The 15,954-nt window shown below is 73.8% G+C and carries 14 protein-coding genes and 1 riboswitch; of the genes, 8 read left to right on the forward strand and 6 right to left on the reverse strand.

All coding sequences use genetic code 11. From position 1 onward, the window contains the following. Positions 1–501: 501 nt before the first annotated feature. The 4 genes from ACLIN4_RS09570 (at position 502) to ACLIN4_RS09585 (ending at position 6,260) form a co-directional block, all read left to right on the forward strand. Positions 502–1,410, forward strand: a complete 909-nt coding sequence (locus tag ACLIN4_RS09570) for an ATP-binding cassette domain-containing protein (protein WP_107477422.1) — start codon at positions 502–504, stop codon at positions 1,408–1,410. Then, positions 1,382–3,466: a YhgE/Pip domain-containing protein gene (locus tag ACLIN4_RS09575; RefSeq protein WP_290013167.1), complete on the forward strand. Its 2,085-nt coding sequence runs from the start codon at positions 1,382–1,384 to the stop codon at positions 3,464–3,466. The genes ACLIN4_RS09570 and ACLIN4_RS09575 overlap by 29 nt, the downstream gene beginning before the upstream one ends. 56 nt (positions 3,467–3,522) lie before the next feature. Then, positions 3,523–4,152 (forward strand): TetR/AcrR family transcriptional regulator, encoded by a 630-nt coding sequence (locus ACLIN4_RS09580; RefSeq protein WP_100044166.1) that lies wholly within the window; start codon positions 3,523–3,525, stop codon positions 4,150–4,152. A gap of 587 nt (positions 4,153–4,739) precedes the next feature. Then, a complete protein-coding gene (locus ACLIN4_RS09585; RefSeq protein ID WP_107477423.1) occupies positions 4,740–6,260 on the forward strand; it encodes a phytoene desaturase family protein in 1,521 nt (506 codons plus the stop codon). A gap of 37 nt (positions 6,261–6,297) precedes the next feature. Here ACLIN4_RS09585 and ACLIN4_RS09590 read toward each other — a convergent pair whose 3' ends face one another. The 6 genes from ACLIN4_RS09590 to ACLIN4_RS09615 all read right to left on the reverse strand — a co-directional run bounded on the left by ACLIN4_RS09590 (position 6,298) and on the right by ACLIN4_RS09615 (position 11,418). Then, a complete protein-coding gene (locus ACLIN4_RS09590) occupies positions 6,298–7,296 on the reverse strand; it encodes a hypothetical protein (RefSeq protein WP_290013169.1) in 999 nt (332 codons plus the stop codon). Positions 7,297–7,352: 56 nt separating this feature from the next. Beyond that, on the reverse strand, positions 7,353–8,276 hold the full coding sequence (metF, locus tag ACLIN4_RS09595; protein ID WP_107477425.1) for a methylenetetrahydrofolate reductase [NAD(P)H]: 924 nt from the start codon (positions 8,274–8,276) through the stop codon (positions 7,353–7,355). Positions 8,277–8,463: 187 nt separating this feature from the next. After that, positions 8,464–9,120 carry a thiamine phosphate synthase gene (gene thiE / locus ACLIN4_RS09600; protein WP_289903855.1) on the reverse strand — a complete coding sequence of 219 codons (657 nt, stop codon included), beginning with the start codon at positions 9,118–9,120 and terminating at the stop codon, positions 8,464–8,466. Between the two features lie 215 nt (positions 9,121–9,335). Then, the gene (locus tag ACLIN4_RS09605; RefSeq protein WP_100044171.1) at positions 9,336–9,701 is read right to left on the reverse strand and encodes an Rv2175c family DNA-binding protein; all 366 of its coding nucleotides are present in this window, start codon (positions 9,699–9,701) and stop codon (positions 9,336–9,338) included. Between the two features lie 41 nt (positions 9,702–9,742). Next, complete coding sequence (locus tag ACLIN4_RS09610) at positions 9,743–11,035, reverse strand: NAD(P)/FAD-dependent oxidoreductase (protein ID WP_381913547.1); 1,293 nt, start codon at positions 11,033–11,035, stop codon at positions 9,743–9,745. Positions 11,036–11,067: 32 nt separating this feature from the next. Further along, positions 11,068–11,418 (reverse strand): hypothetical protein, encoded by a 351-nt coding sequence (locus tag ACLIN4_RS09615; protein WP_100044173.1) that lies wholly within the window; start codon positions 11,416–11,418, stop codon positions 11,068–11,070. A gap of 52 nt (positions 11,419–11,470) precedes the next feature. Then, positions 11,471–11,582, forward strand: a riboswitch (TPP riboswitch). Between ACLIN4_RS09615 and thiO the strand changes: the two genes are divergently transcribed. The 4 genes from thiO to pknB all read left to right on the forward strand — a co-directional run bounded on the left by thiO (position 11,580) and on the right by pknB (position 15,935). Beyond that, positions 11,580–12,767: a glycine oxidase ThiO gene (gene thiO, locus ACLIN4_RS09620; RefSeq protein ID WP_290013170.1), complete on the forward strand. Its 1,188-nt coding sequence runs from the start codon at positions 11,580–11,582 to the stop codon at positions 12,765–12,767. (Overlaps the previous riboswitch by 3 nt.) After that, positions 12,764–12,964, forward strand: a complete 201-nt coding sequence (gene thiS / locus ACLIN4_RS09625; RefSeq protein WP_100044175.1) for a sulfur carrier protein ThiS — start codon at positions 12,764–12,766, stop codon at positions 12,962–12,964. Before thiO ends, thiS begins: the two co-directional genes overlap by 4 nt. Before the next feature lie 2 nt (positions 12,965–12,966). Continuing rightward, the gene (locus ACLIN4_RS09630; RefSeq protein WP_269960070.1) at positions 12,967–13,764 is read left to right on the forward strand and encodes a thiazole synthase; all 798 of its coding nucleotides are present in this window, start codon (positions 12,967–12,969) and stop codon (positions 13,762–13,764) included. Positions 13,765–13,991: 227 nt separating this feature from the next. After that, on the forward strand, positions 13,992–15,935 hold the full coding sequence (gene pknB / locus ACLIN4_RS09635; RefSeq protein ID WP_411575669.1) for a Stk1 family PASTA domain-containing Ser/Thr kinase: 1,944 nt from the start codon (positions 13,992–13,994) through the stop codon (positions 15,933–15,935). The last annotated feature ends 19 nt before the right edge of the window (positions 15,936–15,954 follow it).

Raw genomic sequence — 15,954 nt, forward strand, 5'->3', positions numbered from 1 at the left:
GAGCAGAGCGCCATCGAGCGCAACGCACCCGTGCCCGCCCTGGTGAGGACCGCGGTCCGTCGCTGGGCTGACCCGGCGTCGCTTCGGTGGCCTGCAGGCGGAATCCGGGTACCCGCCCCGTGATTGTGCGGGCGGCGTACTCGGGCCTTGCCGGTGAAGACCGCGGTCTCAACCGGCTGCGCAGCAGGCCGCCCTCGGCGGCGGCGATGGGCAGGAACATACACCCGTCCAGGCGCGCGACGCAGGGGAATTGCGAATTTGCCCGGCCTCGCCGGTTGCGACCTGCCTGGCCTCGCCTAACGGCCCATCAGGGCGCGGTGTCCCGCTCCGCTCGCCAACTTCGCCACGTTCACCGAGACGAGCGACGCGCGGCTCGCCAATTACAGCGGACACTCGCCAGGTACGCGGAGACCGGACACCTGCACTTTTGCCTCGATCGTAGGTTCGGGTTAGCTTTTGCACTGACCAGTCAGTTCAAAAGATGGCGAGGGGTGAGACGAGGTGGACGGTCCGCACGGGCTCGCGGTGACGGCCCGGGACTTCGGGCTGAGGGGGCCACGCGGCTGGGCGTTCCGCGGCGTCCGCGTCGACGCGGAGCCAGGCGCGCTGATCGCGATCGAGGGGCCGTCCGGGTCGGGCCGCACCTGCCTGCTGCTCGCGCTCACCGGGCGGATGCGGCCGACCGACGGCACGGCGACCGTGGGCGGCCTGCGGCTGCCCCGGCAGATGTCCGCGCTGCGCCGGATCAGCGCGCTCGCGCACGTGCCGGGTGTCACCGATCTCGAACCGGCCCTGACCGTCGCCGAGCACCTGCGCGAGCGGGCACTGCTCCAGCGCCGCTTCGGCGACTCGGTGCGCGGCCTGCTGCTCCCCCGCGCGGAGCGGGCGGCGAGGGCACGGCTCCGGACCGACGCGGCACTGGACGCGGCCGGTCTCGACCTGGACACGCTGCCCAAGGGACCCCGTACCGCCGTACGGGACCTGGAGCGCACGGAGGCACTGCGGCTGTCGATCGCCCTGGCGCTGATCGGCCGCCCGCGGTTGCTCGGTGTCGACGACACCGATCTCAAGCTGTCGGCCGCCGAGCGGGCCGCGGTCTGGTCCCTGCTGGCCTCGATCGCCGCGTCCGGCACGACGGTCGTGGCGGTGTGCAGCGAGGCGCCCGAGGGCGCGGTGGCCGTCTCCACGGGGCCGGGCGCGACGGACGAGCCGGACGGGACCGGAGACGGCGGAGGGACCGGCGAGGTCCCCGCGGTCCCCGGACCGGACACCGGGACGGACCGCGACACCGTCACGGGGGACGGCACCACGACGGACGGCGACACCGTCACGGACGACGAGACCGACGACGACACCGACGACGCGACGAAGGAGGCCGCCGATGCGCTCGCCGAAACTGGCCGCGCTTGAGCTCCGGCGCTTCGGGCGCGGACGGCTGCCGCGGGCCGCGCTGGTCGCGCTGCTGTTGCTGCCGCTGCTCTACGGCGCCCTGTACCTGTGGTCGTTCTGGGACCCGTACGGGCGCCTCGACCGCGTCCCCGTGGCGCTGGTGAACGACGACCGGGGAGCCACCGCCGACGGCGAGAAGCTCACGGCGGGCGACGACATCACCGAGGGGCTGCGTGAGAGCGAGGTCTTCGACTGGCACGAGGTGAGCGCCGCCGAGGCCCGCCGCGGCGTCGAGGACGGCACCTACTACCTGTCGCTCACCATGCCCGCGGACTTCAGCCGCCGCATCGCCTCCAGCGCGGGCGAGTCGCCGGAGACCGGCGCCCTCCAGGTCCGTACGAACGACGCCAACAACTACATCGTCGGGCAGATCTCGCGGACGGTCTTCGCCGAGGTGCGCGAGGCGGCTTCCAGCAAGGCGTCGCGGTCGTTCCTCGACCGGATCTTCATCTCCTTCTCCGACATCCACGGCGAGACCGTGAAGGCGGCGAAGGGCGCGGACGAGCTCAAGGGCGGCATCGGCAAGGCGAAGAAGGGCTCCAAGGACCTCGCCGACGGGCTCAAGGACGCCGAGGACGGCAGCGGCGACCTGTCCAAGGGGCTGAAGAAGCTCGACACCAAGGCGGGCGAGCTGGAGAAGGGCTCCAAGCAGGTCGCGGACGGCACCGAGAAGCTCGCCGACAAGGTCAACGCCGCGGCCGGCCGGGTGGGGCCCTTCCTGGAGGACAACGAGAAGACCATCGGCGAGACGGCCCAGTTCGTCGCCGACTCCTCCGGCGCGCTCCGCAAGGACCTGGACGCCCTGGTGAAGAAAGCCCCTGCCGCCGCGAAGGACGCCCACGCGGAGTCCGACGCGCTGGCCGGGGTGTACCGGACGCGGTGCGAGGACCCGGCGCTGCCCGACGCCGCCTGCCCCGACCTGGAGAAGGCCAGGGACGCGGCGGCCGCCGTGGCGACGGTCGCCGACGACGTCAGTGTCCTGGTCACCGACCGCGCGGAGGAGCTGAAGAAGCTCGACAAGAACCTGGCGGCCCTCGAGAAGCAGGCCCAGGCCCTCGCCGACCGCGCCCCGAACCTCTCCGAGGACCTCGACGACGCCGTCAAGAAGGTCAACGACCTCAACACCGGCGCCGGGAAGGTCGCCGACGGTGCCGAGAAGCTCCACAAGGGCATCGGCACGGCCAAGACGGGCGCGAAGGACCTGGACGAGGGCGTCGGCAAGCTCCGTACCGGTGCCGACGACCTGGACGGCGGCATGTTCAAGCTGGCCGACGGCTCCGAGAAGCTCGCCGGCGGTCTGCACGACGGGGCCGGGAAGATCCCCGACTACGACGAACGGGAGCGGGACGAGCGCACCGGGGTGATGGCCGACCCGGTCCGGCTCGCCTCCGAGTCCCTGCACCAGGCGCCCAACTACGGCACCGGTTTCGCCCCGTACTTCATCCCGCTGTCCCTGTGGGTCGGCGCCATGGTGGCGTACATGCTGATCCCGCCGATGAACCGGCGGGCGCTCGCCGCGGGGGCGTCGGCCTGGCGGATCGCGTTCGCGGGCTGGCTGCCGGTGGTGGCGCTCGGGGTGCTGCAGACGGCGGCCCTGATGTCGGTGCTGCACTGGGCGGTCGGCCTGGAGATGGTCCGGGCGGCCGGGACGGTGGGCTTCCTGTTCCTGGTGACGGCCTGCTTCGCGGCGATCGTGCAGTGGCTGAACGCCCGCTTCGGGGCGGCGGGCCGCATCCTGGTGCTCGCGCTGCTGATGCTCCAGCTGACGTCCGCGGGTGGCACCTACCCCGTGCAGACCAGTCCGGGCTTCTTCAACGCGCTGCACCCCTTCCTGCCGATGAGCCACGTCGTCGAGGCCCTCAGGCGGCTCATCACGGGCGGCGGCCTGGAACCGGTGTGGCACGCGTGCGTGGTGCTCGCGGCGTTCACCGCGGCGGCCCTCGCGCTGACCGCGCTGTCGGCCCGCCGCCGGCAGGTGTGGACCCTCGACCGGCTGCACCCGGAGCTGAGCCTGTGACCCCCCGCCGGCCCTGCGGTGACGTGCCCGTGGCGGGTGCTGTGACAATCGGGACCATGGAAAGCAGCAGCGCCGCCTCGCACGGCAGCGGCCGTCGCGAGGCCACCCGGCAGAAGCTCTACGAGGCGGCCGTCACCCTCATCGCCGAGCAGGGCTTCTCCGCCACCACCGTGGACGAGATCGCCGAACGCGCCGGGGTCGCGAAGGGCACGGTGTACTACAACTTCGCCAGCAAGTCCGTCCTCTTCGAGGAGCTGCTGCGGCACGGTGTCGGCCTCCTGACCGCGTCGCTGCGGGAGGCCGCCGAGCGGACGGCCCGCGAGGGACGCGGCCGGGTCGACGCCCTGGACGCGATGATCCGCGCGGGGCTCGTCTTCATCGACCGCTACCCGGCCTTCACCCAGCTGTACGTGGCCGAGCTGTGGCGCACCAATCGGGCCTGGCAGTCCACCCTGCTGGTGGTCCGGCAGGAGGCCGTGGCCGTGGTGGAGGGCGTGCTGCGCGACGGGGTGGCGAGCGGGGAGTTCAGCGACGAGATCGACGTGCCGCTGACCGCCGCCGCCCTGGTCGGCATGGTCCTGGTGGCGGCGCTGGACTGGAAGTCGTTCCAGCCCGAGCGTTCCCTGGACGACGTGCACGCGGCCCTCTCCCGGCTGCTCCAGGGGCGCGTGAGCGGCCGCCCCTGACGCGTCGTGGGCGGCCGGGAGGGCCGCTCGCGCATGAAGAACGCCGGTCCGTGGCGGCCGCGTCCCCCGCGGGCCGCCGTCGGACCGGCGCCTTCTCGTTCCCCCGTACGTCCCCCCGTCGGAACCCCCGTTCCTCGGTCGTTCCCCCGGGTTCCCCCGTGCCTCGCTCCCGCCGACCGCGGCCGGCGGAAGGAGCGGATCGCGGGCCCGGCTCCGTTCCGGCACCCCGTGTCGCCGGTGCCGGAGCCGTGCCCCTCTCCGTGCCTCCACTCTCTCGTTCTCGCAGGTCGCGTCCCATCCGCGCGGGTACTCATCCGGCCGGGTAGGTACACGTACTCAGGCGTGCGCACCCCGGCTCACGGCGGCGGTCCGCCGACCGGTCACGGGCGCGCCCGTCGCGGTACTCAGCTCCGGCCCGACACCGACCGTCACCGCAGGCCGCGGCCCTTCCGCCACTCGTGCCTCCCCCTCCCCGGGCCGCCCGGTCGTCGCCCGGCCCCCGACCCTCCGGCGTCCCGAAGACGGCCCCTCCGGGACTCCGGACCCTCGGCCGGGGTCTGTCGGTGGCGGCCGATAAAGTCGCCGGCATGGCACGGATTGCGGTGATCGGCGCCGGGATGGGCGCGATGGCGGCCGCCGCCCGGCTGGCCGTCGCGGGCCACCGGGTGGCGGTGTACGAGCGGACGACGACGTACGGCGGTGCGCTGCGCCGTTTCGAGCGGGACGGGTTCTCCTTCGACACCGGCCCCGGACTGCTGCCGCTGCCCGCGGTCTGGCGGGATCTGTTCGTCAAGACCGGCAAGGAGCCCCTGGAGGACTGCGTCGAGCTGGTCCAGGTCGACCCGTCCGCCCGGCACGTCTTCGCGGACGGCACGGAGGTCGCGCTGCCGAACGCCTCGCGGGCCGGCGTCCTCGCGGCCCTGGACGCCTCGCTCGGTCCGGACGCCGGGCGGCGGTGGGGCGACTTCCTGGTGCGGGCCCGGGAGACCTGGGACCGGACGCGCCGCCCGCTCCTCGAGGAGCCCCTGTGGCCGAACTGGGAGGTGCTGGCCGAGCGCGAGCCCTATCCCGCGGTCCCGCACAAGCGGCTGCTGCGCACCCGCCGGGCCGGCACCCTCGCCGAGGTGGGCGCCTGGGAGCTGCGGGACACCCGGCTCGCCGCCCTGCTGGAGAGCCACGCGCTCGCCCACGGCCTGGATCCCCGGACCGCCCCGGCCAACGCGGCCGTGCTGCCGTACATGGAGTACGCCTTCGGCATGTGGTACGTGCGCGGTGGCGGACTGCGAGAGCTGGCGCGGGCGGTGTACGAGCGGTGTCTGGCCCGCCGGGTCGAGTTCCGCTTCGGCACCGAGGTCACGGGGATCGTCGCGAAGGACGGCCGGGTGGCGGGCGTGGAGCTGGCCGAAGGCGGCGTCGCGGAGGCGGAGTTCGTGGTCGCGGGGGTGGCACCCGGGGTGCTGGACCGCCTGTGCGCGGGTTCGACGGTGCGGGGAGACGGGGAGGTGCCGGCGCGGCGCGGCGGGGCGAGCCGGCTGACGGTGCTGCTGGCGCTGCGGGGCGGCCGTCCGCAGGGGGCGGCGCACCGGACCGTGGTGCACGCCGAGGACCGGGAGGCGGAGCTGGAGGGCCTGTTCGGCACGGCGCCCGCCATGGCCGCGCGGCCGACCGTCACGGTCATGCGGCCCGACGATCCGGGCCTGGTTCCGGACCCGGACCACGAGGCGGTCACGCTCACCGCCGTGGTGCCCGCCCTGGGCGGCGAGCCGGACCGGGCGGCGAGCGAAGCGCTCGCCCGCCACGCGGAGCACCTGATCGGCGTCGCCGAGCGTGCGGTGCCGGACCTGCGCGACCGTCTCCTGTGGCACGAGGTGCGCACCCCTGCCGACATCGCCTCGGCGACCGGGGTGACGGACGGCGCGGTGCCGGTGCCGGCACTGGCCGGAGCCGGCGGACGCCTGCTGCACGCGGCGAACAGCACGCGCGTCGAAGGGCTGTTCACCGTCGGCGGCTGGTCCCACCCCGGCGGAGGCCTGCCGCACGCCGGCATGTCGGGGGCGCTGGTCGCCGGACTCGTCGTGGAGGGGCCGGAGTTCCGGGGCTCCCAGTGAGCGCCCGGCGACCGGTCACCGGCCGCCGGAGGCACCGTCAGAAGCGGTACTGCTCGTCGTAGTCCTGTCCCTGGCCCTGAGCTTGGCCGTTGCCCTGGTACGGGTACGTCTGCTCCGGCGGGAGTTCGCCGCCGTAGGGGTCGTCGGTGCTGCGCTGCTGCGGCACCCAGACACCGCCGGCCGGGGTCTCGCCGCCGTAGCCGCCGGTCGTGCCGGTGGCGTACTGGTCCTGCGCGTAGCCCTGCTGTTGGCCGTAGCCCTGCCCGGCCGCCGTGTCGTAGCCGCCGGTGTCGTACGCCGCGCCGCCGTAGGTGTGGGTGCCGATGTACGGGTCGGAGTAGGCGGCGTACTGCTGGCCCCCGGCGTCGTAGCCGTATCCCTGCTGGGTGTGGCCCGGGTAGTCGTAGGCGTAGGACGGGTCGGCGCCGTGTGCCGCCGCGGCCGGTGCCTGCTGGCCGTGTGCGTAGCCGGTGTCGCCGTACACGCCGTAGGAACCGGTGTCGTCCGGCATGGGCAGCGGCTCGTAGACGGCCGTGGTCTCCGCCGCGCCGGGGTCGACGGGGCGGGCCGGGGTGAAGACGTCGTCGCGGTCGGGGTCGTCGTGGCCGTAGGGGATGCCTCCCTGGCCCGGCCCGTGGCCCTGTGCGCGGTCGTCGTAGGCGTCGTGCGCGTCGCGGTCGTACGCCTCGTGGCCGGTGTCGGCCGCTTCGAGGCCGGAGACCTCCAACGTCGCTTCCCGGCGGCCCCGTTCGGGACGGGCGCGCCTGCCGACGAGGCTCGCCGGGGCGTTGACCGCCCAGCCGGCCTCGAAGCCGCGGCGGAACGACAGCGTCACGTAGGTCTGACCGACCGCGAAGGCGGCGGCGCCCAGCCCGATCACGATCACGTTGGACAGCAGCACACCGGCCACGACGCCGACGAAGCCGCCGAAGGCCAGCAGCCGCCAGCGCAGCCGTGCCTTGTACTGCAGCAGCACCTCACCGAGCAGCCACAGCGCGACGATGCCGAACGCGATGTAGAGGACCGTCCAGCCCATGTACGCCCCTCTCCCAGTGGCCGCAACGCAGTGTGTCGTAAGTATGTGCGGCCGGTCTAGGCCCGCGGTGGGTGGTGCAGGCCCAGGTTCTCGTAGATTTCCAGCGTCGCCGTGGAGTTGTTGAGCGTGATGAAGTGCAGTCCGGGGACACCCTCGTCCAGCAGCCGCGCGCAGAACTCCGTGGCGAAGTCGATCCCGATCGAGCGTACAGCCGCCGGATCGTCCTTGGCTGCGAGGATCCGCTCTTTCAGCTCGGCCGGGATGGAGGCGTTGCTGAGCTTCGGCAACCTCTCCAGCATCTTCACACTGGTCACCGGCATGATCTCCGGGATGACCGGGGTGTCGCAGCCGGCCGCGCCGACGCGGTCGCGCAGGCGCAGGTACGACTCGGGCTGGAAGAACATCTGGGTGATGGCGTAGTCGGCGCCGGCCCGGCACTTGTCGACGAAGCGCGCCACGTCCGTGTCCCAGTCGGCGGAGCGCGGGTGCATCTCCGGGAAGGCCGCGACGCCGACGCAGAAGTCGCCGGACTCCTTGATGAGTTCGACGAGTTCGGCCGCGTAGGTCAGCCCCTGGGGGTGCGGGACCCAGTCGCCCATCGGGTCGCCGGGCGGGTCGCCGCGCACGGCCAGCATGTTGCGGATCCCGGCGTCGGCGTACTGGCCGATGATGTTGCGCAGCTCCGCGACGGAGTGGTTGACCGCGGTGAGGTGGGCGACGGGCGTCAGCGTGGTGTCGGCGACGATCTGCTGGGTCTCCTTGACCGTGCCCGCGCGCGTGGAACCGCCGGCGCCGTAGGTCACGGAGACGAAGTCCGGTGCGACCGCCTCGACCCGCCTGAGCGCGCTCCACAGGTTCTTCTCGCCCTTGGGCGTCTTCGGCGCCGAGAACTCGAACGAGTACGTCGTCTTGCCGGCGGCGAGGATGTCACGCACGGTGCGTGCGCGATCAGTCCTGGTGGATGCGGTTCCGAGGGCCATACGGGCAGGTTAGCCACGGGGTGGCGGTCACCCAACCGGATGCGGGATATTTGTCCGCATTGTCGAGTTGTTGTCCACCCCTTGGACACATGCCCGAGGCACGCGCCGGGAATGGTCCCCGGCCCGGAGCGCATCGCCCCCGGCCGGGCGGGAATCGTCCCCCGCCGGGCGGGCCGGCGTCATGGCCCTACGCCTGTCGCAGCCGCTTCGCGAACTCCGCCGCCGCCGCGCCGGGGTCGTCCGCCGCGGTGATCGCCCGGACGACGACGACGCGCCGGGCGCCGGCCTCCAGGACCTCGTCGAGGTTGCCGAGGTCGATGCCGCCGATGGCGAACCACGGGCGCTCGGTGCCCAGGGACGCCGTGTACCGGACCAGGTCGAGGCCGGGTGCGTGGCGGCCGGGCTTGGTGGGCGTCGGCCAGCAGGGGCCGGTGCAGAAGTAGTCCACGCCGTCCTGGGCGGCCGCGGCGGCGGCCTCGGACTCGGCGTGCGTGGAGCGGCCGACGAGCACGTCGTCGCCGAGGATCGCGCGGGCGGCCGGCACCGGCAGGTCGCCCTGCCCGAGGTGCAGCACGTCGGCACGGGCGGCGTGGGCGACGTCCGCCCGGTCGTTGACCGCGAGGAGCTTGCCGTGGCGGGCACAGGCGTCGGCGAAGACCTTCAGGTGCTCCAGTTCCTCGGCCGCCTCCATGCCCTTGTCCCGCAGCTGCACGATGTCGACGCCGCCGGCCAGCACCGCGTCCAGGAACTCGGGCAGGTCGCCCTGGCTGCGGCGGGCGTCCGTGCACAGGTAGAGCCGGGCGTCGGCGAGCCGGGCGCGTGCGGTCGCGGCGGTGTCGGGCATGCGGGTGTCCCCCTGGTGTACGGCGTGGGCCCGCGGTGGACCGCACGCCTCGGCTGACGGGCTGCGGCGCCCCGAGGACCTCGGACGGAGGATCGCGGGGGCGCCGCCCACGGTACGACGCGTCGGTGGCAGCCCCGAGGTGGCCCCCGGAGGAGCCTGGGCGGCCTTCCCGGCCGTGGGCCCCGGCCCGCGCGGGCCGGGGCGGCGGGGTCAGGTCAGACGGCGAGCGCCTGGGCGCGGCGCTTCACCTCCGTGCCGCGGTTCTCGCTCAGCGCCTGTGCGGGGGTGCCGGGCAGGGAGGGGTCGGGCGTGAAGAGCCACTCCAGCATCTCCTCGGCCGTGAAGCCGTCGTCCCGCAGCAGCGTCAGGGTGCCGGCCAGGCCCTTGACGACCTTGTCCTCGTCGATGAAGGCCGCGGGGATGTGCAGCGCGCGGTTCTCACCGCGGCGTACGGCGATGAGCTGGCCTTCCTTGATCAGCTGGCGCACGCGGGTCACCTCGACACCGAGCATCTCGGCGATGTCGGGGACGGTGAGCCAGGCAGGCACGAGAGCATCGATCTTTGCGTCAATCTCGGTCACGCCTCAAGCCTGCCATCTGCCACTGACAGTCGGAAGCCGGACTACGCCGTGGCCGCCTTCAGCGGCTTCGCCGGGTCGGCCAGCAGCCTCGGGTCCATCGCCGTGCCCGCCTGGATCAGCTTCCTGCCCTGCGCCAGGTCCCGGGGGCGTCCCACCGCCAGCAGAGCCACCAGGCGGTCCTCGCGCAGCCAGCAGACGGTCCAGGCGGGGCCCGCGGGATCGCCGCGCCACACGGTGGTGTCGGCGGCCGTGTGGTGACCGGCGTACTGGACGAAGCGGCCGAACTGCTCGGACCAGAAGTACGGCACCGGATCGTAAGGCTCGGGGACCTCGCCGGTGGCCGCGCCGAGGATGCCGGCCGCGACCGTGCGCGGGCCCTGGAGGGCGTTGTCCCAGTGGTGCACGAGCAGCCGCTCCCCGTAGCGGCCGGAGGGGAAGGACGCGCAGTCGCCGACGGCGTACACGTCCGGGACGGAGCCGCGCAGGCGGTCGTCGGCCAGGACCTCGCCGTGAGCGCCGAGGGCGATCCCGGAACCGGCCAGCCAGGCGGTGGCGGGCCGGGCACCGATGCCGACGACGACCGCGCCGGCGGGCAGCCGGGAGCCGTCGTCCAGGACCACGTGGTGGGGCTCCTCCGGGCCGCCGCCGGGCTCGACGCCCGCCACGCGCGCGCGTGTGCGCAGTACGGCGCCCGCTTCGGCGTACCACCGCACCATCGGCTCGGCGACCTCCGCGGGCAGCGCTCCGGCCAGCGGCCGGTCGGCGGCCTCCACCACGGTCACCGCGCAGCCCGCCTCCCGCGCGGCGGTGGCGAACTCGGCGCCGATCCAGCCCGCGCCGACGACCACGATGTCGTGCTGCCGGGCGAGCACCGGGCGCAGCCGTTCGGCGTCGTCCAGGGTGCGCAGCAGGTGGACCCCGGGCACGCCCTCGGCTCCGGGCAGCCGCATCGGTTCCGCGCCGGTCGCGAGGACCAGGAAGTCGTACGGCAAGGGCCCCGCGGACGTGTCGAGGACGTGCTCGCCGGGGCGGACGCCCAGGGCCTCGCAGCCGAGCCGCAGCGTGATGCCGAGCGCCTCGAAGTCGACGTCGAAGGCGGAGCCCTCGGCCGTGCCGAGCAGGACGGCCTTGGACAGCGGCGGACGGTCGTACGGCTGGTGCGGTTCGGCGCCGATCAGGGTGACGGGGCCGGTGAAGCCCTGCTCCCGAAGGGCGACCGCGGTCTGCACCCCCGCCATGCCCGCGCCGACGACGACGACCCCGCGCCGGTCGTCCGCTCCGCGCTCCCGCGTCCCTTCCGGGACCTGCTCCGGGTCCTGCGTCTGCTCGCTCACCTGATCACCTTAGACACCTGACGGAATGTCAGTCAGCGCTCGTGCGCAGTGACCTGCTCCACAACACTCGTCCCGCTGCCCCGCTGCGACTCCCACTCCCAGGTCTCGTCCAGGCGCACCCGCCCGTCCGGCAGCTCCACGACGGTCGACACGCAGTGCCCCGACGACGTGCTGCCGTCCGTCTTGAGCTGCACGTACCGGAAGTCCAGGCGGTCGCCCTCCCGGGTGCCCACCAGGTGGCCGCGGACGACGTCCCCGCCCGCGTACTCGGCCCACACGGTGCCGTCCTGCTCGTGGTAGGCGAAGCGGGTGCGGGTGCCCACCTGGCCGGGCGCCTGGTCGGCGACGGGGGCGAGGACGAGACCGTCGAGCGAACGTGCCACGGGTGGAGGCTCCCTTACGAGTGCGATGTGCTGCGGGCTAGGGTGGCCAACGTAAAGCACTCGCGGGAGCCCGGACGCACCGGGCTGAGAGGGAGGCTGGCGGCCTCCGACCGTACGAACCTGATCCGGGTCATGCCGGCGAAGGGAGGGGCTGGACGCCCATGTCGTCACCACCGCACACGTCGTCCCCTGCACCCGACGTCCTCGTCGTCGGGGGCGGCATCATCGGCCTGGTCACGGCGTGGCGGGCCGCGCAGCGCGGGCTCGCCACGGCCCTCGTGGACCCCGAACCGGGCGGTGGCGCCGCCCAGGTGGCGGCCGGGATGCTGGCCGCCGTCACGGAACTGCACTACGGCGAGCAGACGCTGCTCGCGCTGAACCTCGCCTCGGCCCGCCGCTACCCCGGGTTCGCGGCCGAGCTGGCCGACCTCACCGGCCACGACCTCGGTTACCGCCGGTGCGGCACCCTCGCCGTCGCCCTGGACGCCGACGACCGCGCCCACCTGCGGGAGCTGCACGCGCTCCAGCAGCGTTCGGGCCTGGAGTCGGAGTGGCTGTCGGGGCGTGAGTGCCGGCGCCTGGAGCCGATGCTGGCGCCGGGCGTGCGCGGCGGGCTCCGGGTGGACGGCGACCACCAGATCGACCCCCGGCGCCTGGCCGCCGCGCTCGTGGCCGCCTGCGAACGGGCGGGCGTCGCCTTCCACCGCGTCCGGGCCGACCGGCTCACCGTGGGACGCGGAGAGCGGGCCACCGGCGTCGTCACGGCCGACGGCACGGCCCTGGAGGCCGGGCAGGTGGTCCTGGCCGGCGGCAGCCTGAGCGGACGGCTGGGCGGCGTGCCGGAGGACCTGCTGCCGCCGGTGCGGCCCGTGAAGGGGCAGGTGCTGCGGCTGACGATGCCGAAAACGCACGGGCCCCTGCTGAACCGGACGGTGCGTGCCGTGGTGCGCGGCAACCCGCTCTACCTGGTGCCCCGGGAGAGCGGCGAGCTGGTCGTCGGCGCCACCAGCGAGGAGCAGGGCTGGGACACGACGGTCACCGCGGGCGGCGTCTACGAGCTGCTGCGCGACGCCCACGAGCTGGTCCCCGGCATCACCGAGCTGCCCCTGACGGAGACGCGGGCGGGTCTGCGCCCCGGCTCCCCGGACAACGCGCCGCTGCTCGGCCCGACCGGTCTGGACGGCCTGCAGCTGGCCACCGGGCACTACCGCAACGGCGTCCTGCTCACCCCCGTCACCGGCGACGTCATGGCACACGCCCTGACCACGGGGGAGCTGCCGGCCGAGGCCCGCCCCTTCACCCCCCGGCGCTTCAGCGCCGCCCCCGCACTCTCGGAGCAGCCCGCATGAACATCTCCGTCAACGGCGAGCCGCGCGAGGTGGCTCCCGGCACGGTCCTGGACACCGTGGTGGGCACGCTCACCACGGCGCCGTCCGGTGTGGCCGCCGCCCTCAACGAAACCGTCGTCCCGCGCGCTCGATGGTCCGCCACCGCGCTGGCCGACGGCGACCGCGTCGAAGTTCTCACCGCCGTCCAAGGAGGCTGACCATGGCCGACGATCCCTTCGTCCTCGGCGGTACGTCGTACGGGTCCCGTCTGATCATGGGTACGGGCGGGGCGCCCAGCCTCGACGTGCTGGAACGGGCCCTGGTGGCCTCCGGGACCGAACTGACGACGGTCGCGATGCGGCGTGTGAACGCCTCGGTGCACGGGTCGGTGCTGTCGGTGCTGGAGAAGCTCGGCATCCGGGTGCTGCCGAACACGGCCGGCTGCTTCACCGCCGGAGAGGCCGTGCTCACCGCGCGGCTCGCGCGTGAGGCGCTCGGCACCGATCTGGTGAAGCTGGAGGTCATCGCCGACGAGCGCACGCTGCTGCCGGACCCGATCGAGCTGCTCGACGCGGCGGAGACGCTGGTCGACGACGGGTTCACGGTGCTGCCGTACACCAACGACGACCCGGTCCTCGCGCGGAAGCTGGAGGACGTCGGGTGCGCGGCGGTCATGCCGCTCGGGTCGCCGATCGGGTCGGGGCTGGGGATCCGCAATCCGCACAACTTCGAGCTGATCGTGGAGCACGCGCGCGTGCCGGTGATCCTGGACGCGGGGGCGGGTACGGCGTCGGACGTGGCGCTGGCGATGGAGCTGGGGTGCGCCGGGGTGATGCTGGCATCGGCGGTGACGCGGGCGCAGGAACCGGTGCTGATGGCCGCCGCGATGCGCTCCGCGGTGGAGGCGGGGCGGTCGGCTCGGCTGGCGGGGCGGATTCCGCGGCGGCGGTTCGCCGAGGCGTCCTCTCCCGCGGAGGGCTTGGCGGTGCTCGATCCGGAGCGGCCCGCGTTCCAGTAGCCCTGCGCTGTCCTGCCGTCCTGGTCTCCCACCCAGGCACTACCCGTTTCCGGTCGGGCAAGGCGGGCCTCGCCCGTGGAGGTCCGTCGCCGTCGGCGGCTCACCGTTCGTGGTCCGTCGCCCGGGGGCCACGGTCCTGCGTGGGATGCGTCACAGGTCCGCTGCAGTACGGGGGCCGGTCACCGGCGGCGGCGCCGGGTGTCCGTGGTGGCTCGTAGACTCGCTGCGTGGACACGACCCTCCAGGACCCTCTCGTCGGGCAGGTGCTCGACGGCCGGTACCGCGTAGAGGCGCGGATCGCGGTCGGCGGGATGGCCACGGTCTACCGGGCCGTGGACACCCGTCTGGACCGCGTGCTCGCGCTGAAGGTGATGCATCCGACGCTCGCGGCCGACGCCACGTTCGTGGAGCGGTTCATCCGCGAGGCGAAGTCGGTGGCGCGGCTCGACCATCCCAACGTCGTCCAGGTGTACGACCAGGGTGCCGAGGGCGCGTACGTCTACCTGGCGATGGAGTACATCGCCGGCTGCACCCTGCGTGACGTGCTGCGCGAGCGCGGGGCGCTGCGCCCCCGGGCCGCGCTGGACATCCTGGAGCCGGTGCTGGCGGCGCTGGGCGCCGCGCACCGGGCCGGGTTCGTGCACCGGGACATGAAGCCGGAGAACGTGCTGATAGGGGACGACGGCCGGGTCAAGGTCGCCGACTTCGGCCTGGTCCGGGCCGTGGACACGGTCACGAACACCACCGGTGCCGTCCTCGGCACCGTCTCCTACCTGGCGCCCGAGCAGATCGAGCAGGGTGCCGCCGACCCCCGGGTCGACGTGTACGCGTGCGGCGTCGTGCTGTACGAGATGCTGTCCGGCGGCAAGCCGCACGAGGGTGACTCCCCGGCCCAGGTCCTCTACAAGCACCTGCACGAGGACGTGCCGCCGCCGTCGGCCGCCGTGCCCGGGATGGCGTACGAGCTGGACGAGCTCGTCGCCTCGGCGACCGCGCGCAACCCGGAGATCCGTCCGCACGACGCCGTGGCGCTGCTCGCGCTGACACGGGAGGCCCGTGGAGCGCTCACCGAGGAGCAGCTGGACGCGGTGCCGCCGCAGGCGCTCCCCGGGGAGCACGACAACGCGGAGGACCGCACGAGCGTGATCCCCCGCGCGCTCACGATGCCCCGGCCGCTGCCGGTCAACGAGGACGAGGGCGACGGCGGCCACCCCGCGGACGGGGTGAACCGCACCAGCCGCCTGACCGCTCCCCCGTCGGCCCCGCCCCGGCGCCGGGGGCCTCAGATGCGGCGCGGCCCGCTGGCGGTCGTCGTGGCCGTCCTGCTGGTGCTCGGCGTCGGCACGGGCGTCTGGTACATCAACTCCGGCCAGTTCACCAAGGTGCCCGCGCTGCTCTCCAAGACCGAGGCGCAGGCCCGGGACCGGCTGGAGGAGGCGGGCCTGGACGTCGGCAAGGTCCAGCACGCCTACAGCGACACCGTGGAGCGCGGCAAGGTCATCAGCACCGACCCCTCGGTGGGCACCCGCATCCGCAAGAACGACTCGGTGTCGCTCACGGTCTCCGACGGCCCCGACACCGTGAAGCTGCCGGACGTCGAGGGCTACAGGCTGGACCGGGCGCGGACCGTGCTGAAGGACGAGGGGCTGGAGCCGGGCATGGTGACCCGGGCGTTCAGCGAGGAGGTGCCGAAGGGTTTCGTGATCTCCACGAAGCCGAAGACGGGCACCACGGTGCGCGCGGGCTCCGCGGTCGCCCTGGTCGTCAGCAAGGGCAGCCCGATCGACGTCCCGGACGTCACCGGCGACGACCTGGCCGACGCGAGGGCCGAGCTGACCGAGGCCGGGCTGAAGGTGAAGGTCGCCGAGAAGCAGGTCAACTCCGAGTACGACAAGGGTCAGGTCGCCCGCCAGACGCCGGGCTCGGGCAGCCGGGCCGCCGAGGGCGACACGGTGACCCTCACCGTCTCCAAGGGCCCCGAGATGATCGAGGTCCCGGACGTGGTCGGCGACAGCGTGGACGACGCCAAGCGGACGCTGAAGGACGCGGGCTTCGACGTCGACGAGGACCGCGGGCTGCTCGGGCTGTTCGGCGACACCGTGAAGGAGCAGTCCGTGGAGGGCGGGGACGAGGCGCCCAAGGGCTCCACCATCAAGATCACCATCAGGTGACGGCTCTCACGGTCCGAAC

The organism is Streptomyces mutabilis (assembly GCF_046628145.1).
GTDB lineage: Bacteria > Actinomycetota > Actinomycetes > Streptomycetales > Streptomycetaceae > Streptomyces > Streptomyces mutabilis.

Bases quoted from the DNA above. Each gene is read 5' to 3' on its own strand.
- ACLIN4_RS09590 (WP_290013169.1), bottom strand. From the start codon at position 7,296: ATGGGCTGGACGGTCCTCTACATCGCGTTCGGCATCGTCGCGCTGTGG.
- ACLIN4_RS09585 (WP_107477423.1), top strand. From the start codon at position 4,740: ATGGCACGGATTGCGGTGATCGGCGCCGGGATGGGCGCGATGGCGGCC.
- ACLIN4_RS09630 (WP_269960070.1), top strand. From the start codon at position 12,967: ATGGCCGACGATCCCTTCGTCCTCGGCGGTACGTCGTACGGGTCCCGT.
- thiO (WP_290013170.1), top strand. From the start codon at position 11,580: ATGTCGTCACCACCGCACACGTCGTCCCCTGCACCCGACGTCCTCGTC.
- ACLIN4_RS09575 (WP_290013167.1), top strand. From the start codon at position 1,382: ATGCGCTCGCCGAAACTGGCCGCGCTTGAGCTCCGGCGCTTCGGGCGC.
- thiE (WP_289903855.1), bottom strand. From the start codon at position 9,120: ATGCCCGACACCGCCGCGACCGCACGCGCCCGGCTCGCCGACGCCCGG.
- ACLIN4_RS09580 (WP_100044166.1), top strand. From the start codon at position 3,523: ATGGAAAGCAGCAGCGCCGCCTCGCACGGCAGCGGCCGTCGCGAGGCC.
- metF (WP_107477425.1), bottom strand. From the start codon at position 8,276: ATGGCCCTCGGAACCGCATCCACCAGGACTGATCGCGCACGCACCGTG.
- thiS (WP_100044175.1), top strand. From the start codon at position 12,764: ATGAACATCTCCGTCAACGGCGAGCCGCGCGAGGTGGCTCCCGGCACG.